The 13,928-nt window shown below is 66.8% G+C and carries 17 protein-coding genes; 7 read left to right on the top strand and 10 right to left on the bottom strand.

The genetic code is table 11. The annotated features are described in order from the left end of the window. The first annotated feature begins 68 nt into the window (after positions 1-68). The 4 genes from QTI04_RS17785 (at position 69) to QTI04_RS17770 (ending at position 3,339) form a co-directional block, all read left to right on the top strand. The gene (locus QTI04_RS17785) at positions 69-977 is read left to right on the top strand and encodes a zinc-binding alcohol dehydrogenase (RefSeq protein ID WP_286616781.1); all 909 of its coding nucleotides are present in this window, start codon (positions 69-71) and stop codon (positions 975-977) included. Positions 978-986: 9 nt separating this feature from the next. Continuing rightward, positions 987-1,400 carry a 6-carboxytetrahydropterin synthase gene (locus QTI04_RS17780; protein WP_286599717.1) on the top strand — a complete coding sequence of 138 codons (414 nt, stop codon included), beginning with the start codon at positions 987-989 and terminating at the stop codon, positions 1,398-1,400. Next, positions 1,397-2,461, top strand: a complete 1,065-nt coding sequence (locus QTI04_RS17775) for a glycosyltransferase family 4 protein (protein WP_286599719.1) — start codon at positions 1,397-1,399, stop codon at positions 2,459-2,461. Before QTI04_RS17780 ends, QTI04_RS17775 begins: the two co-directional genes overlap by 4 nt. Before the next feature lie 128 nt (positions 2,462-2,589). After that, positions 2,590-3,339 (top strand): class I SAM-dependent methyltransferase, encoded by a 750-nt coding sequence (locus tag QTI04_RS17770; protein ID WP_286616780.1) that lies wholly within the window; start codon positions 2,590-2,592, stop codon positions 3,337-3,339. On the opposite strand, the gene QTI04_RS17765 is transcribed toward QTI04_RS17770, so the two are convergent. From QTI04_RS17765 to QTI04_RS17745, 5 genes are all read right to left on the bottom strand, one after another. After that, positions 3,336-4,229 carry a RibD family protein gene (locus QTI04_RS17765; protein WP_286616779.1) on the bottom strand — a complete coding sequence of 298 codons (894 nt, stop codon included), beginning with the start codon at positions 4,227-4,229 and terminating at the stop codon, positions 3,336-3,338. The two genes, QTI04_RS17770 and QTI04_RS17765, sit on opposite strands and share 4 nt — an antisense overlap. 31 nt (positions 4,230-4,260) lie before the next feature. After that, positions 4,261-5,136: a hypothetical protein gene (locus QTI04_RS17760; RefSeq protein WP_286599724.1), complete on the bottom strand. Its 876-nt coding sequence runs from the start codon at positions 5,134-5,136 to the stop codon at positions 4,261-4,263. A gap of 61 nt (positions 5,137-5,197) precedes the next feature. After that, positions 5,198-5,890 (bottom strand): glutathione S-transferase family protein, encoded by a 693-nt coding sequence (locus tag QTI04_RS17755; protein ID WP_286616777.1) that lies wholly within the window; start codon positions 5,888-5,890, stop codon positions 5,198-5,200. A gap of 9 nt (positions 5,891-5,899) precedes the next feature. Further along, entirely contained in the window at positions 5,900-7,528 is a 1,629-nt protein-coding gene (locus tag QTI04_RS17750) for a (2,3-dihydroxybenzoyl)adenylate synthase (protein ID WP_286616775.1), read from the bottom strand. Between the two features lie 17 nt (positions 7,529-7,545). Next, entirely contained in the window at positions 7,546-8,685 is a 1,140-nt protein-coding gene (locus QTI04_RS17745) for an FAD-dependent monooxygenase (protein ID WP_286616772.1), read from the bottom strand. Between the two features lie 108 nt (positions 8,686-8,793). Here QTI04_RS17745 and QTI04_RS17740 point away from each other — a divergent pair, with 108 nt between their 5' ends. Continuing rightward, a complete protein-coding gene (locus QTI04_RS17740) occupies positions 8,794-10,017 on the top strand; it encodes an NAD(P)/FAD-dependent oxidoreductase (RefSeq protein WP_286599731.1) in 1,224 nt (407 codons plus the stop codon). On the opposite strand, the gene QTI04_RS17735 is transcribed toward QTI04_RS17740, so the two are convergent. From QTI04_RS17735 to QTI04_RS17725, 3 genes are all read right to left on the bottom strand, one after another. Continuing rightward, positions 10,014-10,238 carry a hypothetical protein gene (locus QTI04_RS17735; RefSeq protein WP_286599732.1) on the bottom strand — a complete coding sequence of 75 codons (225 nt, stop codon included), beginning with the start codon at positions 10,236-10,238 and terminating at the stop codon, positions 10,014-10,016. The genes QTI04_RS17740 and QTI04_RS17735 overlap by 4 nt on opposite strands. Before the next feature lie 149 nt (positions 10,239-10,387). Continuing rightward, on the bottom strand, positions 10,388-11,185 hold the full coding sequence (locus QTI04_RS17730; RefSeq protein WP_286616770.1) for an SDR family NAD(P)-dependent oxidoreductase: 798 nt from the start codon (positions 11,183-11,185) through the stop codon (positions 10,388-10,390). An 87-nt stretch (positions 11,186-11,272) separates the two neighbouring features. Next, complete coding sequence (locus QTI04_RS17725) at positions 11,273-11,614, bottom strand: thrombospondin type 3 repeat-containing protein (protein WP_286599735.1); 342 nt, start codon at positions 11,612-11,614, stop codon at positions 11,273-11,275. A gap of 162 nt (positions 11,615-11,776) precedes the next feature. Here QTI04_RS17725 and QTI04_RS17720 point away from each other — a divergent pair, with 162 nt between their 5' ends. Continuing rightward, a complete protein-coding gene (locus tag QTI04_RS17720) occupies positions 11,777-11,977 on the top strand; it encodes a hypothetical protein (RefSeq protein WP_286616768.1) in 201 nt (66 codons plus the stop codon). Here the strand turns inward: QTI04_RS17720 and QTI04_RS17715 are convergent, their stop codons facing one another. After that, positions 11,978-12,502 (bottom strand): hypothetical protein, encoded by a 525-nt coding sequence (locus tag QTI04_RS17715; protein ID WP_286616766.1) that lies wholly within the window; start codon positions 12,500-12,502, stop codon positions 11,978-11,980. 266 nt (positions 12,503-12,768) lie between these two features. Between QTI04_RS17715 and QTI04_RS17710 the strand changes: the two genes are divergently transcribed. After that, on the top strand, positions 12,769-13,482 hold the full coding sequence (locus QTI04_RS17710) for a response regulator transcription factor (RefSeq protein WP_286616763.1): 714 nt from the start codon (positions 12,769-12,771) through the stop codon (positions 13,480-13,482). Positions 13,483-13,489: 7 nt separating this feature from the next. Here the strand turns inward: QTI04_RS17710 and QTI04_RS17705 are convergent, their stop codons facing one another. Next, entirely contained in the window at positions 13,490-13,891 is a 402-nt protein-coding gene (locus QTI04_RS17705) for a methylglyoxal synthase (protein ID WP_286599741.1), read from the bottom strand. Between the last annotated feature and the right edge of the window lie 37 nt (positions 13,892-13,928).

The following is a 13,928-nucleotide window of genomic DNA, read 5'->3' as shown; positions in this document are numbered from 1 at the left end:
AAGTTTCAGGTGAGTCAAGGGCTTGCTGGATCGAGGCGCCCGGCCGGGCGGCGATCCGCAGTGCCGGCGTGCATGCCCCCGCCGCCGGCGACGTACTGGTGCGCGCGCTGCACAGCGGCATCAGCCGCGGCACCGAGATGCTCGTGTACCGGGGCGAGGTGCCGGCTACCGAGTTCGAGCGGATGCGGGCGCCGTTTCAGGAGGGTGATTTTCCGGGGCCGGTGAAGTACGGCTATGCCAGCGTCGGTATCGTGGAGCAGGGGGCGGAGGCGCTCTTGGGCCGCACCGTCTTCTGCCTCTATCCGCACCAGACCCGCTACGTCGTGCCGGCCCATGCCCTGCACCTGCTGCCTGAAGGCGTGCCCGCGCCGCGTGCGGTACTGGCGGCCAACATGGAGACCGCCGTCAATGCCTTGTGGGATGCGGCGCCTCGCATCGGCGATCGCATCGCGGTCGTGGGCGGGGGGGTGGTGGGCCTTCTCGTCGCATGGCTCGCGGGCCGGCTGCCGGGTTGCGCGGTCGAGCTGATCGATTTGAATCCCTCGCGTCGACAGGTGGCTGAAGTCCTGGGCGTGGCCTTTGCAAGCCCGGAGGGTGCCAAGCCGGACGCGGACCTCGTCGTACATGCGAGCGGCAGCGCGCAAGGGCTTGTCACCGCGTTGCGCCTGGCGGCGTTCGAGGCCACGGTCATCGAGATGAGCTGGTACGGCCGGCGCGAAGTCGCGCTTCCGCTGGGGGAAGCTTTCCACGCGCAGCGCCTCACGCTCAAGAGCTCGCAAGTGGGCCATGTGGCCGTTGTCCAGCGTTCGCGCTGGAGCCACCACCGCCGGCTCGCGCTCGCCTTGTCGCTGTTGCGCGATCCGGTGCTCGACGCGCTCATCACCGACAGCGCCCCATTCGACGAGTTGCCCGCGGTGCTCGGCCGCCTGGCCACTGCCGCACCGGACACCTTGTGCCAGCGTATCGACTACTCCTGAAAGGCCTCCATGTACAGCGTCAACGTCCGCGACCACTTCATGATCGCCCACAGCTTTCGGGGCGAAGTGTTCGGCCCCGCCCAGCGCCTGCATGGTGCGACCTACGTGGTTGACCTCGAACTTCGCCGCGTCGAACTGGACGCCGATGGCGTGGTGGTCGACATCGCGCTCGCGACCGAGGTGTTGCGCGGCGTGCTGAGCGAACTCAACCTGCGCAACCTCGACGACGATCCCGCGTTCGAGGGAAAGAACACGACCACCGAGTTCATGGCGCGCGTGATCTTCGATCGCATTGCCGACCGCATTGCCAAGGGCGAACTCGGACCCCACGCAAGCGAACTGTCAGCATTGCGCGTGAGGCTCAACGAATCGCATGTGGCCTGGGCGGCCTACGAGGGCGCCTTGTCGGCGCGCGCTGGTTGAACACTCGCTGCGCCTTTCTCGTGCCGGGAGACCTGAACACCCGAACGGGTGGCTACACCTACGACCGGCACGTCATCGATGGACTGCGCGCCCGACGATGGCAGGTCGATGTGCGTTCACTCGATGGGGGCTGGCCCATGCCGAGTGCATCGGCGGAGGCGCTGGCGCGCCGCGTCGTCGAGGCCGTCCCCGATGGCGAACTCGCGGTGATCGATGGCCTTGCCTTCGGCGCGATGCCCGCATTGGCCGAAGCCCACGCGCAACGCCTGCGTTGGGTCGCGCTCGTTCATCACCCTTTGTCGCTGGAAACCGGGCTTGAGGCCGCCATGCGGCTCGCGCTGTTCGAGAGCGAACGACGCGCCTTGGCGACCGCGCGGGGCGTGATCGTGACCAGTCCTTCCACCGCGCGTGCGCTGGCTGCGTTCGACGTGCCCGCGTCGCGCATCGCCGTGGTCGAACCGGGAACCGAGCCGGCGCCGCTCGCGGCTGGATCGGGCTCTGGCGGGTTGTCGCTTCTTTGCGTGGCGACCGTGACGCCGCGCAAGGGCCACGGCCTTTTGATCGAAGCGCTCTCCGCATTGCGCGACCGGCACTGGACGCTGCATTGTGCCGGGAGCCTGACGATGGATCCCGCATGTGCCAGCGCTTTCATCGAGGCCATCGAACGCCATCGTCTGGCCGAGAGGATCGTGCTTCACGGTGAGCAGGACGAGGCCGGCTTGAGGGCGCTTTATGCGGGCGCCGATGCGTTCGTGCTGCCGTCCTTTCACGAAGGCTACGGCATGGCGCTGGCGGAAGCCCTGGCACATGGACTGCCCGTGATCAGCACCAGCGCGGGCGCCATCCCGGACACCGTGCCCGCGGATGCCGGCGTGCTGGTGCCGCCCGGCGACGGCCTTGCTTTGCGCACAGCCTTGCAGCGTGTGATCGACGATGCCGACTGGCGCGCGCAGCTGTCGGAGGGCGCTCGCGCGGCGCGGCAACGGTTGCCAACGTGGGCGGACAGCGCCGCGCGTTTCGCAACAGCTCTTCGCAGGTTTCAGGGAGCGACTGACACGTGACCGGCTTCAGTGCCGACTGGCTCGCGCTGCGCGAGCCCTATGACCGCGAGGCGCGCGGCATGGCAGCGCGCTCGCTGAAGCTGAACGCGCTCGCCACACGTTTGCGCGGTGGTGATCCGACACTCGCGGTGCTCGACCTGGCCTGCGGAACGGGCGCGAACCTGCGTGAACTCGCACCGCGCCTTGCTGGATCGCAACGATGGATCCTGGTCGACCATGACCCGAAGCTGCTGGAGGCATTGCCAGGCGTGCTTGCGGCATGGGCGTTGGAGAACGGCTTATTGCTTGAGGCAAGAGCCACTTCCATGCGCATCGAAGGTCCGGGTTGGAAGGCCGAGGTACACCTCCTGTGCATCGACCTCGCGTTGCAACTCGGCGCTGTTCCCTTTGCCGGATCAAGGCTCGTTACCGCATCGGCGCTGCTGGACCTCGTCTCCGCATCCTGGCTGGACGCGCTGTTCGGCCGTGTTCGCTCGGCGGGCGCGGCCATGTTGTTCGGCCTGAATGTCGACGGCCGCGTCACCTGGGATCCGCCCATTGCCGGCGACGAGGAGGTGGATCGACTCTTCGCTTCAAATCAGCGTCGAGACAAGGGATTCGGTCCTGCACTCGGCGCGGACGCGGTGAGCGTTGCTGTCAGTCGTCTCCCTGCGATGGGATTTCGAGTTTCCCAGGCCAACAGCGACTGGCACATCGATGCCGGCGAAGAAACACAAGCCGCGGCGATGCTGACCGCGATGGTGGAAGGCATGGGCACTGCGGCGATCGAGCAAGACCCGACGGCCCGAAGCTCGGTGAGCGCATGGATTCAGCGACGAATCGACGTTCTCGACAAGACTCGCCTGCGCATCGGGCACCAGGAGATTCTGGCGGTCTAGCTTCGCGGGGCTTCGGGTTGCTCGGCCCGTAGGTCGAGATCCCACAGCACATCGAACCCCATGCGGAAGATTCGCACTGAAGGCCGCATGCAATCCCGCATCGCGGCGCTTCTCGGCAACTGCAACCCCGGCCGACCGGCGCCGATGATCACAGGCGCGACGCTCAGGTGCAACCGGTCCAGGCATCCTTGCGCGATGAAGCGCGAAACCGTGACGCCGCCGCCTTCGACGAACAGGACGCGAAGGCCGCGCGCTTCCAATGCAGCCGTCAGTGCGCGCAGGTTCAGCCCGCCCTCGACTCCCGTCAGACCTCGCACCCCGAGTACCTGATCGGCGCCCACGCGATTTGCCGCTTCGGCTGCCCGGGTTGCATCGCACGCGAGCAGAGTCGCAGCCTGCCGGTCCGAGAAGACACGCAAGGTCGGCGGAAGACCGAGTTCCGGATCGAGCAGCACCCGCACCGGGTGTGCGCCCGCCACATGACGCGTCGTGAGTTGCGGGTCGTCGATGGCCGCGGTGCCGGCGCCCACGATGACCGCATCGCTCAACGCACGCAGGCGATGCAGATGCACCAGCACCTCGGGGCCGTTCACGTAGTTGGAGTCGCCGCCGTGCGTTGCCACGCATCCGTCGAGGCTTTGGCCGAGCTGGCCGATCAGCCAGGGCTTGCTCTTGCGCGGGCGGTCCAGCACGGGCTTGAGCAGGTCGAACAACTCGACTGCGCCGTCGTCCCACACGCCGCGCAAGGCAAAACCCTGCGATGCATCCCAGGCCAGGGGCGAGTGCGCGTCCCATTGCTGCGGTGCAGCGTGCCCGCGGCGTTGCGCAACGATGTCCAGACACAGAGGCCACAGGGCATCGATGCCCGGGATCGAGGAGGGGTTGGGCATCATGGAAGTCGATCTGCGTGTCTCGCCACGTCTACCAGCGTGGCGTGTAGTAGGGGTCGTCGAGGCTGCCGGCCGGTGCCTTGGCATCGTCGCGCAGCGCCAGCGCCACGGCGCCGGTCACCCAGATCGCGGCCAGCACCGCGATGATCAATGCACCGCGCCAGTTGCGCCGCGATGCATGGGGCTGCGGACTTCGAAACCATCGGGCCGCCCATTGCACGATCGGTCCCGACAGGAAGGCGCAAGCGAGCAACAACAGCACGACAGGCCGCACAGGTGACAGCAATGCGATGCCTTCCGCCAAGGATAGCCAGGCGATCACCGAGACCACGGCACCGCAGGCGCCGAAGGCGATGCGGGCCGTGGGCCAGACCCACAGTGCACAGCCCGCGACTGCGGCGGAGATCGACAGGCTCAGCTCGAACAGGAGCGCCGAGCCGTTGATGAGGGCGACCGCTGCCAGTCCGAGTCCGGCGACGACGAGGCTCGCCGGTGCGTGGGCGCTCTCCTCGGATTGCCCCAGCACCGCAGCGATCACCGCAACGCCGACCAGCCAGGTCAACGCCTGCACTGCGAGCGGCTGGTCGCTCAATCCCGCGAGCACGAGCGTCCAGAGGGCGCAGGTGGCGAGCCAGGTGGTCCGGGGGGCGGCGCGCATGGCTTCCAGGCCGAGACCCAGCAAGGCGGCGGCCATATAGATCCAGGGCAGTTCCTCCGTCAGCGTGCGGGGCCACATGTCCCAGCCCAGGATCCATACCGATCCGACGACGATCGCGACCCCGACGCTGGCCGAAGCCCAACGCCGCCCGTGGACCGGCCCCAGTCCCACCCGCAGCAGCCCTGCACCCGCGAAGGAGAGAACCAGCGGCAGCGCAAGGCTCTGGAAGAGCGGGTGGTGGAAGTCCATTCCTGCGGTTATGCAGGCGCAAGGGCGGTTGAGTCAATGGCGGGGCCTTGATGGAAGCGAATCAAGTGCCGGGCGTGGAAGGCGAGGGAGTCGGCGAAGACTGCGGCGAGACGCCCTGCGTCAACGCCGCGCCGTGCTGCGAGGCCAGCGCGCGCCGGTAGCCGTCGCGCAGTTTCAGTCGCTCCCAATAGGCGGCGATCGCGGGAGGAATGCGCGCGGTCAGGCCGATCTCGCCGGCCAGCATCAGGGCATAGCCGACCGAGATGTCCGCGGCCGTGAAGCGGTCGGCGCAGAGGAACTCGTGCTTCGCCAGCACGCCGTCGATGCCGCGCAGGCGCGCGATGAACCACTTGGCGTAGTCCTCCGCAGCCTGCGGCAGCTTGCGCTCGTCCGGTTCGAATCGCCCGTAGCGAAGCACGATGGTCTGCGGGAAGGTCAGCGTTGCCTCGCCGTGGTGCAGCCAGTTCAGCCAGGCGCCGAAGCCGGGTTCGTCCGGGCGAACCGCGAGCCCGCGCGTGTTGTCCGGATCGCAGCGCTGCGCGAGGTATTGGCACATCGCGGCGGACTCCGTCATGCGCGTGTCGCCGTCGATCAGATAGGGCACCGTTCCCAGCGGATTGATCTCGAGGTACGAACGCTGCAGCGCGCGCGGCGGGAACGGCAGCATGCGCAGCTCGTACGGTGCGCCCACCTCTTCGAGCATCCACAACGGGCGAAAGGAGCGAGCGCTGACGCAATGGTAGAGAACGATCATGGGCGCACTCTACGCGGTGAGCCGGTCGCGCAGTTCGCGCTTGAGGATCTTGCCGACGGGGCTCACCGGAAATTCATCCATGATCTCCAGCCGCTCGGGCAGCTTGAAGGATGCGATCTTCTGCTGGCGCAGGTAGGCAATCAGCTCATCGAACTCGAGCGTGGTGCCGGGCTGCAGGATCACGCAGGCGCACGCCTTCTCGCCGAAGACCGGATCGGGCAGGCCGACCAGCGCGACGACTTTCACCTGCGGAAGTCCGAAGATGAGGTTCTCGATCTCGTCGCAGCTGATCTTCTCGCCACCGCGATTGATCAGGTCCTTGCGGCGGCCTTCGGTGAACACGTAGCGTCCGCGTTTGCGCACGATGTCGCCCATCCGATAGAAACCGTCGGCCGTGAAGGCTTCGGCGTTCTTCTCGGGTGCGTTGTAGTAGCCGCGGATGGTGTAGGGTCCGCGCGTCACCAGTTCGCCGGTCTCGCCGTCGGGTACTTCGCGGTCGTTGTCGTCCAGCACCTTGATCTCGTCGAGTTCGCTCACGGGCGCACCCGAGCTTTCGAGCAGGAGCTCGTTCGGGTCGTCGAGCCGCGTCATGTTGATCAGGCCTTCGGCTGTGCCATAGATCTCCTGCGGCGTGCAGCCGAACTGTTCGCGCAGGCGCGTGCGCAACTCGGGCGCCAGCCGTGCGCCGCCGTTCTGCACGACCTTGAGCGACGAGAGATCGAAGCGCTTCGGCACGTCGCTGTTGAGCCAGTTGGAAATGAGCGGGACCACGCTCGCGATGGCCGATACGCGCTCGCGCTCGACGGATGCGAAAGTAGCCTCCATGTCGGTGCCCGCGGCAATCACCACGGTGCCGCCCGCGTAGAAGGTGCCCAGCAGGCCCGGCGACGCGAGGTTGTAGTTGTGGCCCAGCGGCAGGATGGCCATGAAGACCGTTTCGCGGTCGAAGCCCGCCGCCTGCGCGCAGAGGCGGGCGTTGAGCACGTAGTCGTTGTGCGTGCGGGGGATTAGCTTCGACACCGAGGTCGTGCCGCCGGAGAGCAACATGGTCGACACTTCATCGGGGGCGGGGCGTGCGGCGAGCAGTCTCGCCGTGGACTGGTCGTCTTCGCCCACGCCGCCGTCGATCAACGGATCCAGTGCACGCTGTCCCGGCGCCGGCTCGCCCGCAACGATCACGTGGCGCAGGAAGGGAAACTCCGCAGCCATTTCCGCAGCCATCGGCCGGTAGTCGAAGTTGCCGACGACGTCGGGCACCAGGTAGGCGGTCGCGCCGGAGGCACGGATGAAATGGCGCACCTCGGCATGCCGGTGCGCGCGCAGCGCCATCACCGGGATCGCGCCCATCCAGTTGAGAGCCAGATACGCAATGACGAACTCCGGCACGTTCGGCAACTGCACCACCACGCGGTCGCGCGGCTTCAAGCCCAGGTCGAGCAGGGCCATCGCGAGTTGCCTGGAACTGCCCACCAGTTCTGCATAGCTGATGCGGCGGTCGTTGAAGACCAACGCGGTCTTCTCTGGCGCCGCACGCATCGTGCGCTCGACCATCTCGGCCACCGTGAGGTCCTCCCACAGGTCGAGTTGGCGGAATTTTTGGGCCGCTTCGGCGGGCCAGGGAACGCAGCCTTCGAGCATGGTGGATTCCTTCCAGGTCAAAACGCCAGTTCCGGGTGCAGCTTCTCGTAGGCGGCCGCAAGCTCGGGGTCGCGCTTGCGCACGTCCGCATGGTCGACGCGGCCGCTGCGCGTGACGTAGTCGTAGGCGAAGGAGATCGGATCCAGTGGCAGCTTGGGCCCGAGGTTTTCGTACCACTCGGTGCTCTTGATCGCGGCCTTCTGAAGCGAGTCGGAGCCGGGCTGGCGGATGCGCACGAATTCTTCGAGCATCTTCGGCACATCCGCGCCGCAGGTCTTGCAGGCGTCGAAGAGCGCGATCGAATCCTGCATGGCGAGGCGCGTGCCCGACCCGACCGACGGGTGGCCGGTGCGCAGCGCATCGCCGATCAGCACGATGTTCGTGTAGTGCCAACTGCGGTTCTTGACGATGGTGTAGCGGAACCAGTTCGACTTGTTGGACAGCAGCTTGTGGCCCTGCAGGTCATCGGCAAACACCTTTTCGCACCATGCGAGGCTCTGTGATTCACTCATGCGGTCGAGGCCCGATCGGTGGAAGGTGGCCGGGTCGACTTCGACCAGGAAGGTGCTGTGCGTGCGGCTGTAGCGGTAAGTGTGGGCGATCGCCAGCCCGTCGGGGTTCTGCCGGAAGATGAGCGAGAGCGGGTCGAAGAGTTGCGTGGTGCCGTACCACGCCAGCAGGTTCGGTCGCTCGTCGAGCGTCGGCCCGAAGTGTTCCTTGTAGCGAGTGCGGATGGCGCTATTGGCGCCGTCGGCTGCGACGATCAGGTCCGCGTCTGCAAAGGCCGTGACGTCGTCGAAGCGCTGCTCGAACTCGATGACCACGCCCACCTCGCGGCAATGCGCGTGCAGCGCCTTGAGCAGGTCGATGCGCGCCATGCGATGGAAGGTGTTGTGCGCGAGCGTGACGTGCACGCCCTGGTGCACGACGGCCATCTCGTCGAACACCTCCTGGTTGCGCGTCATCGATTCGTACAGTTCCGGCGCGAGGTCGCGCACGAAGGCGAGCGCCACGTCGGAGAAGACCACGCCCCAGCCGTAGGTGGCGCTTTCCGGGTCGCGTTCGTAGACGCGGATGTCGTGCGACGGGTCGTCGCGCTTCATCAGATAGGCGTAGAAAAGGCCGGCGGGGCCGCCGCCAATGATGCGAATCTTCATCTGCTTGTCTCTGTGGTTTGTCCGTGGGCGCCGACGTGGTCCCTGAGGCTACAGTGGCGGGCTCGATCCCGACATTGTGGGGATCACCGACAGCGACGGAATACTTTCATGAACTCGAACATCGTCATCATCGGCGGCGGCCATGCGGCCGCGCAACTGTGCGCCGGCCTCGTGGAGGCGGGGCAGGGCGCGCGCGTGCACCTGGTCTGCGAAGAGGCGGCCATTCCTTATCACCGCCCGCCACTCTCCAAGACCTTCCTGAAGAGCCCAGACGAGACGCCGCAGTCGCACAAAGCCGAGACGTGGTACGGCGAATCGGGCATCACCATGCACATGGGCGATCCGGCGGTGTCCATCGATCGGGCGATGCACACCGTCACGCTGCGCTCAGGCAAGGTGCTCGGCTGGGAGCGGCTGGTGCTCGCGACCGGCACGCGGGCACGTCAGCTCGCCGCGCTGGCGGGGCTCGAGAACGTGGCCCTGGTGCGCGCCGTCGACGAAGCGACGCGGCTGCGTGCACAACTCATTGCGGCGCAGCACGTCACGGTTCTGGGCGGCGGCTTCATCGGGCTCGAAGTGGCGGCTACAGCGCTGGCGCTTGGCAAACAGGTGCTCGTGCTGGAAAGCGCGCCTCGCCTGTTGAGCCGCGCCGTGTCGCCGGACCTGTCCGCCCATGTGCTCGCCACCCACCGTGCCGCCGGAATGGATGTGCGCGTCGGCGTGCAGTGTGGGGTCATGAAGATCGACGGCACGCGGCTGGCGGCGATCGAGGTGAACGGGCAACCGCAACCCATCGACCTGCTGCTGCTCGGCATCGGCGCAGTGCCCGAGACGGCGCTGGCACAGGCGGCGGGCCTCGAGTGCGTGGATGGCATCGTGGTCGACGCCTACATGCAGACCAGTGACGAGGCCATCCTGGCCGTCGGCGATTGCACGCGCTTTCCGGATCGGCGCGCGGGCCAGCCGCTGCGGCTCGAATCGGTGCAGAACGCGAACGACCAGGCGCGCACCGCGGTGGCGACGCTCACCGGTGCGTCGCGACCGCATGACGCGTTGCCGTGGTTCTGGTCGGATCAGGGCGGGCTGCGGCTCCAGATGGCCGGGCTGGTGCCGCCCGAAGGCACGGCGGGTGCCGTGACCGTCAGGCGCTCCGGCGCCAATGCGGCATCGTTCTCGCTGCTGCATTACGTCGACGGACAGCTTCGCTGTGTCGAATCCGTGAATGCACCGGTCGACCACATGATGAGCCGCAAGTTACTGGAAGCGGGTCGCAGCCCGGACCCTGCGGTCGCGGCCGATCCGGCCGTGCCGCTGAAGACGCACCTGGCCTAGCTCGACACGCTGTCCCGCTCTGACGGGGCACTGATGTTCTTGCGGATTTCGGCGTCCATCATCCGGGTGCCGGCCGCCAGTGCCGCCTCGTAGGTGTCTGCCCCGTATTCGGCCGCTCTCACGACCTTTCGAGGCACGCCGCAGGCGTCGGTTTCGAGCAGCGTCCAGAGAAAAGACCCGGGCGCCGGCTCGTCGATGACGAGTTTGATCGGATTTTTCATGCCTTGATGGTGGGCGCGTGCGGGCGGAATTTCTGTAGGCCAACGCCTACGTTTCTGCCGGATTCAGGTGGGCAGCGCGAGGTTCACGATCGTGTGGTCGAGCACGATCCTCAACACGCCGGGGGCGAGCCAGCGATGCGTCATCACACTCAATCCACCAGGAAGCCGCAGCTGAGGTTGGCGACCGTGCCCGTGATGGCACCTGCGTAGCCGGAGGCGAGGAAGACGGCCGTGTTCGCGACTTCGTCCAGCGTGGGCAGCCTCTTCAGCAGCGTGTCGCCGGCTGCGCCCGCCAGCATCTGTTCGATGCTCACGCCGGCGCGGTCCGCCATGGGCTTGAAAACGGCTCGCGTGTGCGAACCCGCTGCCGCGGCTTCAGGGATGGCGTGCGGCCGGATGCACACCACCCGGATGCCCTGCGCGCCGAGTTCGCCGGCCAAGTGGCGCGACATGGCTTCGATGGACGCGCTGGCGACGCAATTGCCCATGTACCCGGGACCCGGGAGCCGCGCCCCCGGCGTGGAGAGCGTGAGGATCACGCCCGATCCCTTCTTCGCCATGTGCCGGGCGACGGCCTTGGCGGTGATGAAGTTGGTGCGCGTGTAGGTCGCGATGGGGAATTCGTAGTCCTCGAGCGACAAGTCCGCAAAGGGCGTGCCCTGGACGTGAGCGACACCGATGGCGTTCAGTGCGATGTCGATGCCGCCGGCTTTGCGAGCCACGCCATCGGCATGGCGTTCGACGGCGGGGGCATCGAGGGCGTCCAACGCGGTGGCTTCGGCCAGCCCTCCGGCGGCAACGATGTCGGCGGCCACCGCCTCCAGTCTCGACGGGGTGCGGCCGGCGAGGAACACCTTGGCGCCTTCACGGGCAAAGGCCCGGGCGACCGCACCGCCGATGGCGCCGCCGGCGCCGTAGATCACGGCGCACTTGTCGTCGAGGAGCATGGATCTCTCCTAGTTTGTGTACGGCATCCACAAACCTTAGCAGAGATACTGGACGGCGTCCACATGCGCTCTGGACTGCGCCGGAACTCAGTAGCGGTAGGGGTTGTCCGGACGGTAGTCGTAGCGGTTGGGGACGCCGTCGCCATCGCGGTCGCGGTCATAGCGGTTGGGGACGCCGTCACGGTCTCGATCGCCGTAGCCGCGGCGGTCCCATCGGCCGTCGCGTCCGTAGTAGCCCTGCCCGCGAGGCGCGTAGCCGGGTTGCGCGTAGCCGTAGCCGGGTGTCACGACGTAGCCGCGCGCCGGTGGTGGAGGCGGGGCCGGGACGACGATGACGCGGCCCGAATAGGGCTGTGCCAGTACCGGGGCGCTGAGCGTGGTCAGCGACAGCAGTGCAACGGTGCCGAGGGCGAAGGCAATCTTTTTCATGGCGGCTCTCCTGTCTGTAAGGAGACTCCATGCTGCTTGCGCCGTGTGAACGCCCGGTAATGGCGAGGCGAAATCTTGTGTAGTGTTGCGTCGCTTGTGTGGCTGTCGACGCCGACGCGATCTCTTGTAAGAATTGGTGTAAGTGTAGTTAAAATGTACTACATGAATACCGACAGAGATAATTTCCACGATTGGGCGCGAGACAAGCCGGATTCCACTTCGTTTTCCGGGTTGCAGCGGACGGATCTCGCCGACCTTGCGGGCCAACCGGGGGTGCGCTGGGGCCGGCTCGTGTTTCTCGCAGTACTCGCCGTGGCGCTCGTTGTCGGCCTCAAGTACGTTGCGGGCGCTCTGACGCGGTAATCAGCCCAGCATCCGCAGGCCGTCCAGCGCACCGCGCTGGCGCGTTGCGCGCACACGCAGCACCTGCACCGTCGCGCCGATCAGGAACACGATGAACAGCGCGCCGATCGTCCCTTGCAGGGCTGGCGATGCATCCCGATCCGCCACCAGGGGCGCGCCCAGCGGCAGGCGGGTCGCCGTCTCGGTCACACCGGGGATCATGTGGAAGAAGAAGGTCAGCGAATAGCAGACCACCGCCACGTAGGCCGACAGCTTGCCGAAGGTCTGCGATCGTTCCGCCAACATCGCCGTTCCCAGCACCACGAGCGTCACGATGCCCAGCACGTGCGGCACGCCGAAGCCTCCGTGCTGGAAGATGCCGAAACCCGTCAGGCAGGTGAGCACGGTGGCGATCACATAGACCCGTCCCGTGCGCGTGGCGAGCGCAATTTCCTTGTAGCGCACGAGCGCGATGAGCCCGGCCACCACCGCCACAAGGCTGATGACTGTGTGGACGATGCCAAGAGGGGTCAAGCCGTAGATCATGGATTCGCTCCTTGGTTGGAAGGCTGGCTGGGAAAGCAATTTGAAGGCCAGTGGCAGGCGGCGCACGCGTTCGCCGCCGCGGATCATTGCGCGGGTGCCCAGAGTGTTCAAGGGCAGCGGTGCTTTCGACACTGCCTGAAGGGGCCCAGCCGACTACCTCCAAAGGGAGGCCCGCGCGTCACAAGGATTCACACCACTTAATTTGTTCCGCGGTGCCCGCGCGCTGATCATTTCCATCCCGCCGCAGCCCGATGAGAGGAAAAAGCATGCCGACGATCGAATCCATCCGGGTTTTCGTGATTCATGAGGATCCCGTCATGTCCGCCGGCCTGGTCGCGATTCTGGGCAACCGGCCCGGGTTGGCCGTGACCGCAAAGGGCGCCATCCATTCGGCCGAAGGGGTCGTGATGCCCGATGTGGTCGTCGCGGACTATCGCAGCGGCCTTGCATTCCTGGCCGATACCAAGGCAGCGAAGGGCGAGCGGCGCAACCGTGGCGCCAAGGTCATGGTTGTCACAACGATCGATCGCGAGTGGGAGATCCGCTCGGCCATCAACGCCGGCATCCACGGGTATCTCCTGCAGGGCTGCCAGATCGACGAACTGATCGATGGCGTGACCGCCCTGAGCCAGGGGCAGCGCTATCTGGCCCACTCCGTCTCGCGGCGAATCGCAGACAGCCTCACCCGCGAGCGGCTTACCACGCGGGAAACGCAAGTGCTGAACTTGCTGACGACAGGCTCGTGCAACAAGGCGATCGCCAAGGAACTCGGCATTGCCGTCGGCACCGTCAAGGTGCACGTCAAGGGAATTCTCGAAAAGCTCGATGCGACAACGCGCACGCATGCCGTCATCGTGGCGGCGCAGCGCGGGTTGGTCAGCCAGGGCTTGAGCGAGGCGCCGCTGCAGGTGCGCGCGCCGGCAAACCTCGCAACGGTCACGCCGCTGTTCCAGGAACAGGGTCAGGCCCGGTTCGCTTAGCGACGGGTCAGCGCTTCTCGGCCTCGAGCTGCCGGAGCACCAGGCGCGCGCCCGCCACGTTCGTCGCGCAAGGCACGTCGTGGACGTCGCATGCCCGCACGAGGGCGTTGATGTCCGGCTCGTGCGGCTGCGCCGTCATCGGGTCGCGCAGGAAGATGACGACATCGATGCCGCCCGTGGCGAGCCGCGCGCCGATCTGCAGGTCGCCTCCTTGCGGTCCGCTCAACAGGCGCTCGACCGTGAGGCCCACCTCGGAAGCCAGCCGCGCACCCGTCGTGCCCGTGGCGCAGAGTTCGCACTGGCGGAGCAGGGATTCGAATTCGTGTGCAAGAGCCACCATCGCCGTCTTCTTGCCGTCGTGGGCGATGAGCGCGACGCGGCGCCGCGGTGGAGTGGGAAGCTCGGCCATGGTGTTCCTTCAAGTGGGCGATCCAGCGTAACGAGCC

Source organism: Variovorax sp. J22R115 (assembly GCF_030317005.1).
Lineage (GTDB): Bacteria > Pseudomonadota > Gammaproteobacteria > Burkholderiales > Burkholderiaceae_C > Variovorax.
This window is presented reverse-complemented; position numbering and strand designations above follow the sequence as displayed.

Coding starts and splice junctions, on each gene's coding strand:
- QTI04_RS17780 (WP_286599717.1), top strand. CDS start 987: ATGTACAGCGTCAACGTCCGCGACCACTTCATGATCGCCCACAGCTTT.
- QTI04_RS17765 (WP_286616779.1), bottom strand. CDS start 4,229: ATGCCCAACCCCTCCTCGATCCCGGGCATCGATGCCCTGTGGCCTCTG.
- QTI04_RS17760 (WP_286599724.1), bottom strand. CDS start 5,136: ATGGACTTCCACCACCCGCTCTTCCAGAGCCTTGCGCTGCCGCTGGTT.
- QTI04_RS17755 (WP_286616777.1), bottom strand. CDS start 5,890: ATGATCGTTCTCTACCATTGCGTCAGCGCTCGCTCCTTTCGCCCGTTG.
- QTI04_RS17750 (WP_286616775.1), bottom strand. CDS start 7,528: ATGCTCGAAGGCTGCGTTCCCTGGCCCGCCGAAGCGGCCCAAAAATTC.
- QTI04_RS17745 (WP_286616772.1), bottom strand. CDS start 8,685: ATGAAGATTCGCATCATTGGCGGCGGCCCCGCCGGCCTTTTCTACGCC.
- QTI04_RS17740 (WP_286599731.1), top strand. CDS start 8,794: ATGAACTCGAACATCGTCATCATCGGCGGCGGCCATGCGGCCGCGCAA.
- QTI04_RS17735 (WP_286599732.1), bottom strand. CDS start 10,238: ATGAAAAATCCGATCAAACTCGTCATCGACGAGCCGGCGCCCGGGTCT.
- QTI04_RS17730 (WP_286616770.1), bottom strand. CDS start 11,185: ATGCTCCTCGACGACAAGTGCGCCGTGATCTACGGCGCCGGCGGCGCC.
- QTI04_RS17725 (WP_286599735.1), bottom strand. CDS start 11,614: ATGAAAAAGATTGCCTTCGCCCTCGGCACCGTTGCACTGCTGTCGCTG.
- QTI04_RS17720 (WP_286616768.1), top strand. CDS start 11,777: ATGAATACCGACAGAGATAATTTCCACGATTGGGCGCGAGACAAGCCG.
- QTI04_RS17715 (WP_286616766.1), bottom strand. CDS start 12,502: ATGATCTACGGCTTGACCCCTCTTGGCATCGTCCACACAGTCATCAGC.
- QTI04_RS17710 (WP_286616763.1), top strand. CDS start 12,769: ATGCCGACGATCGAATCCATCCGGGTTTTCGTGATTCATGAGGATCCC.
- QTI04_RS17705 (WP_286599741.1), bottom strand. CDS start 13,891: ATGGCCGAGCTTCCCACTCCACCGCGGCGCCGCGTCGCGCTCATCGCC.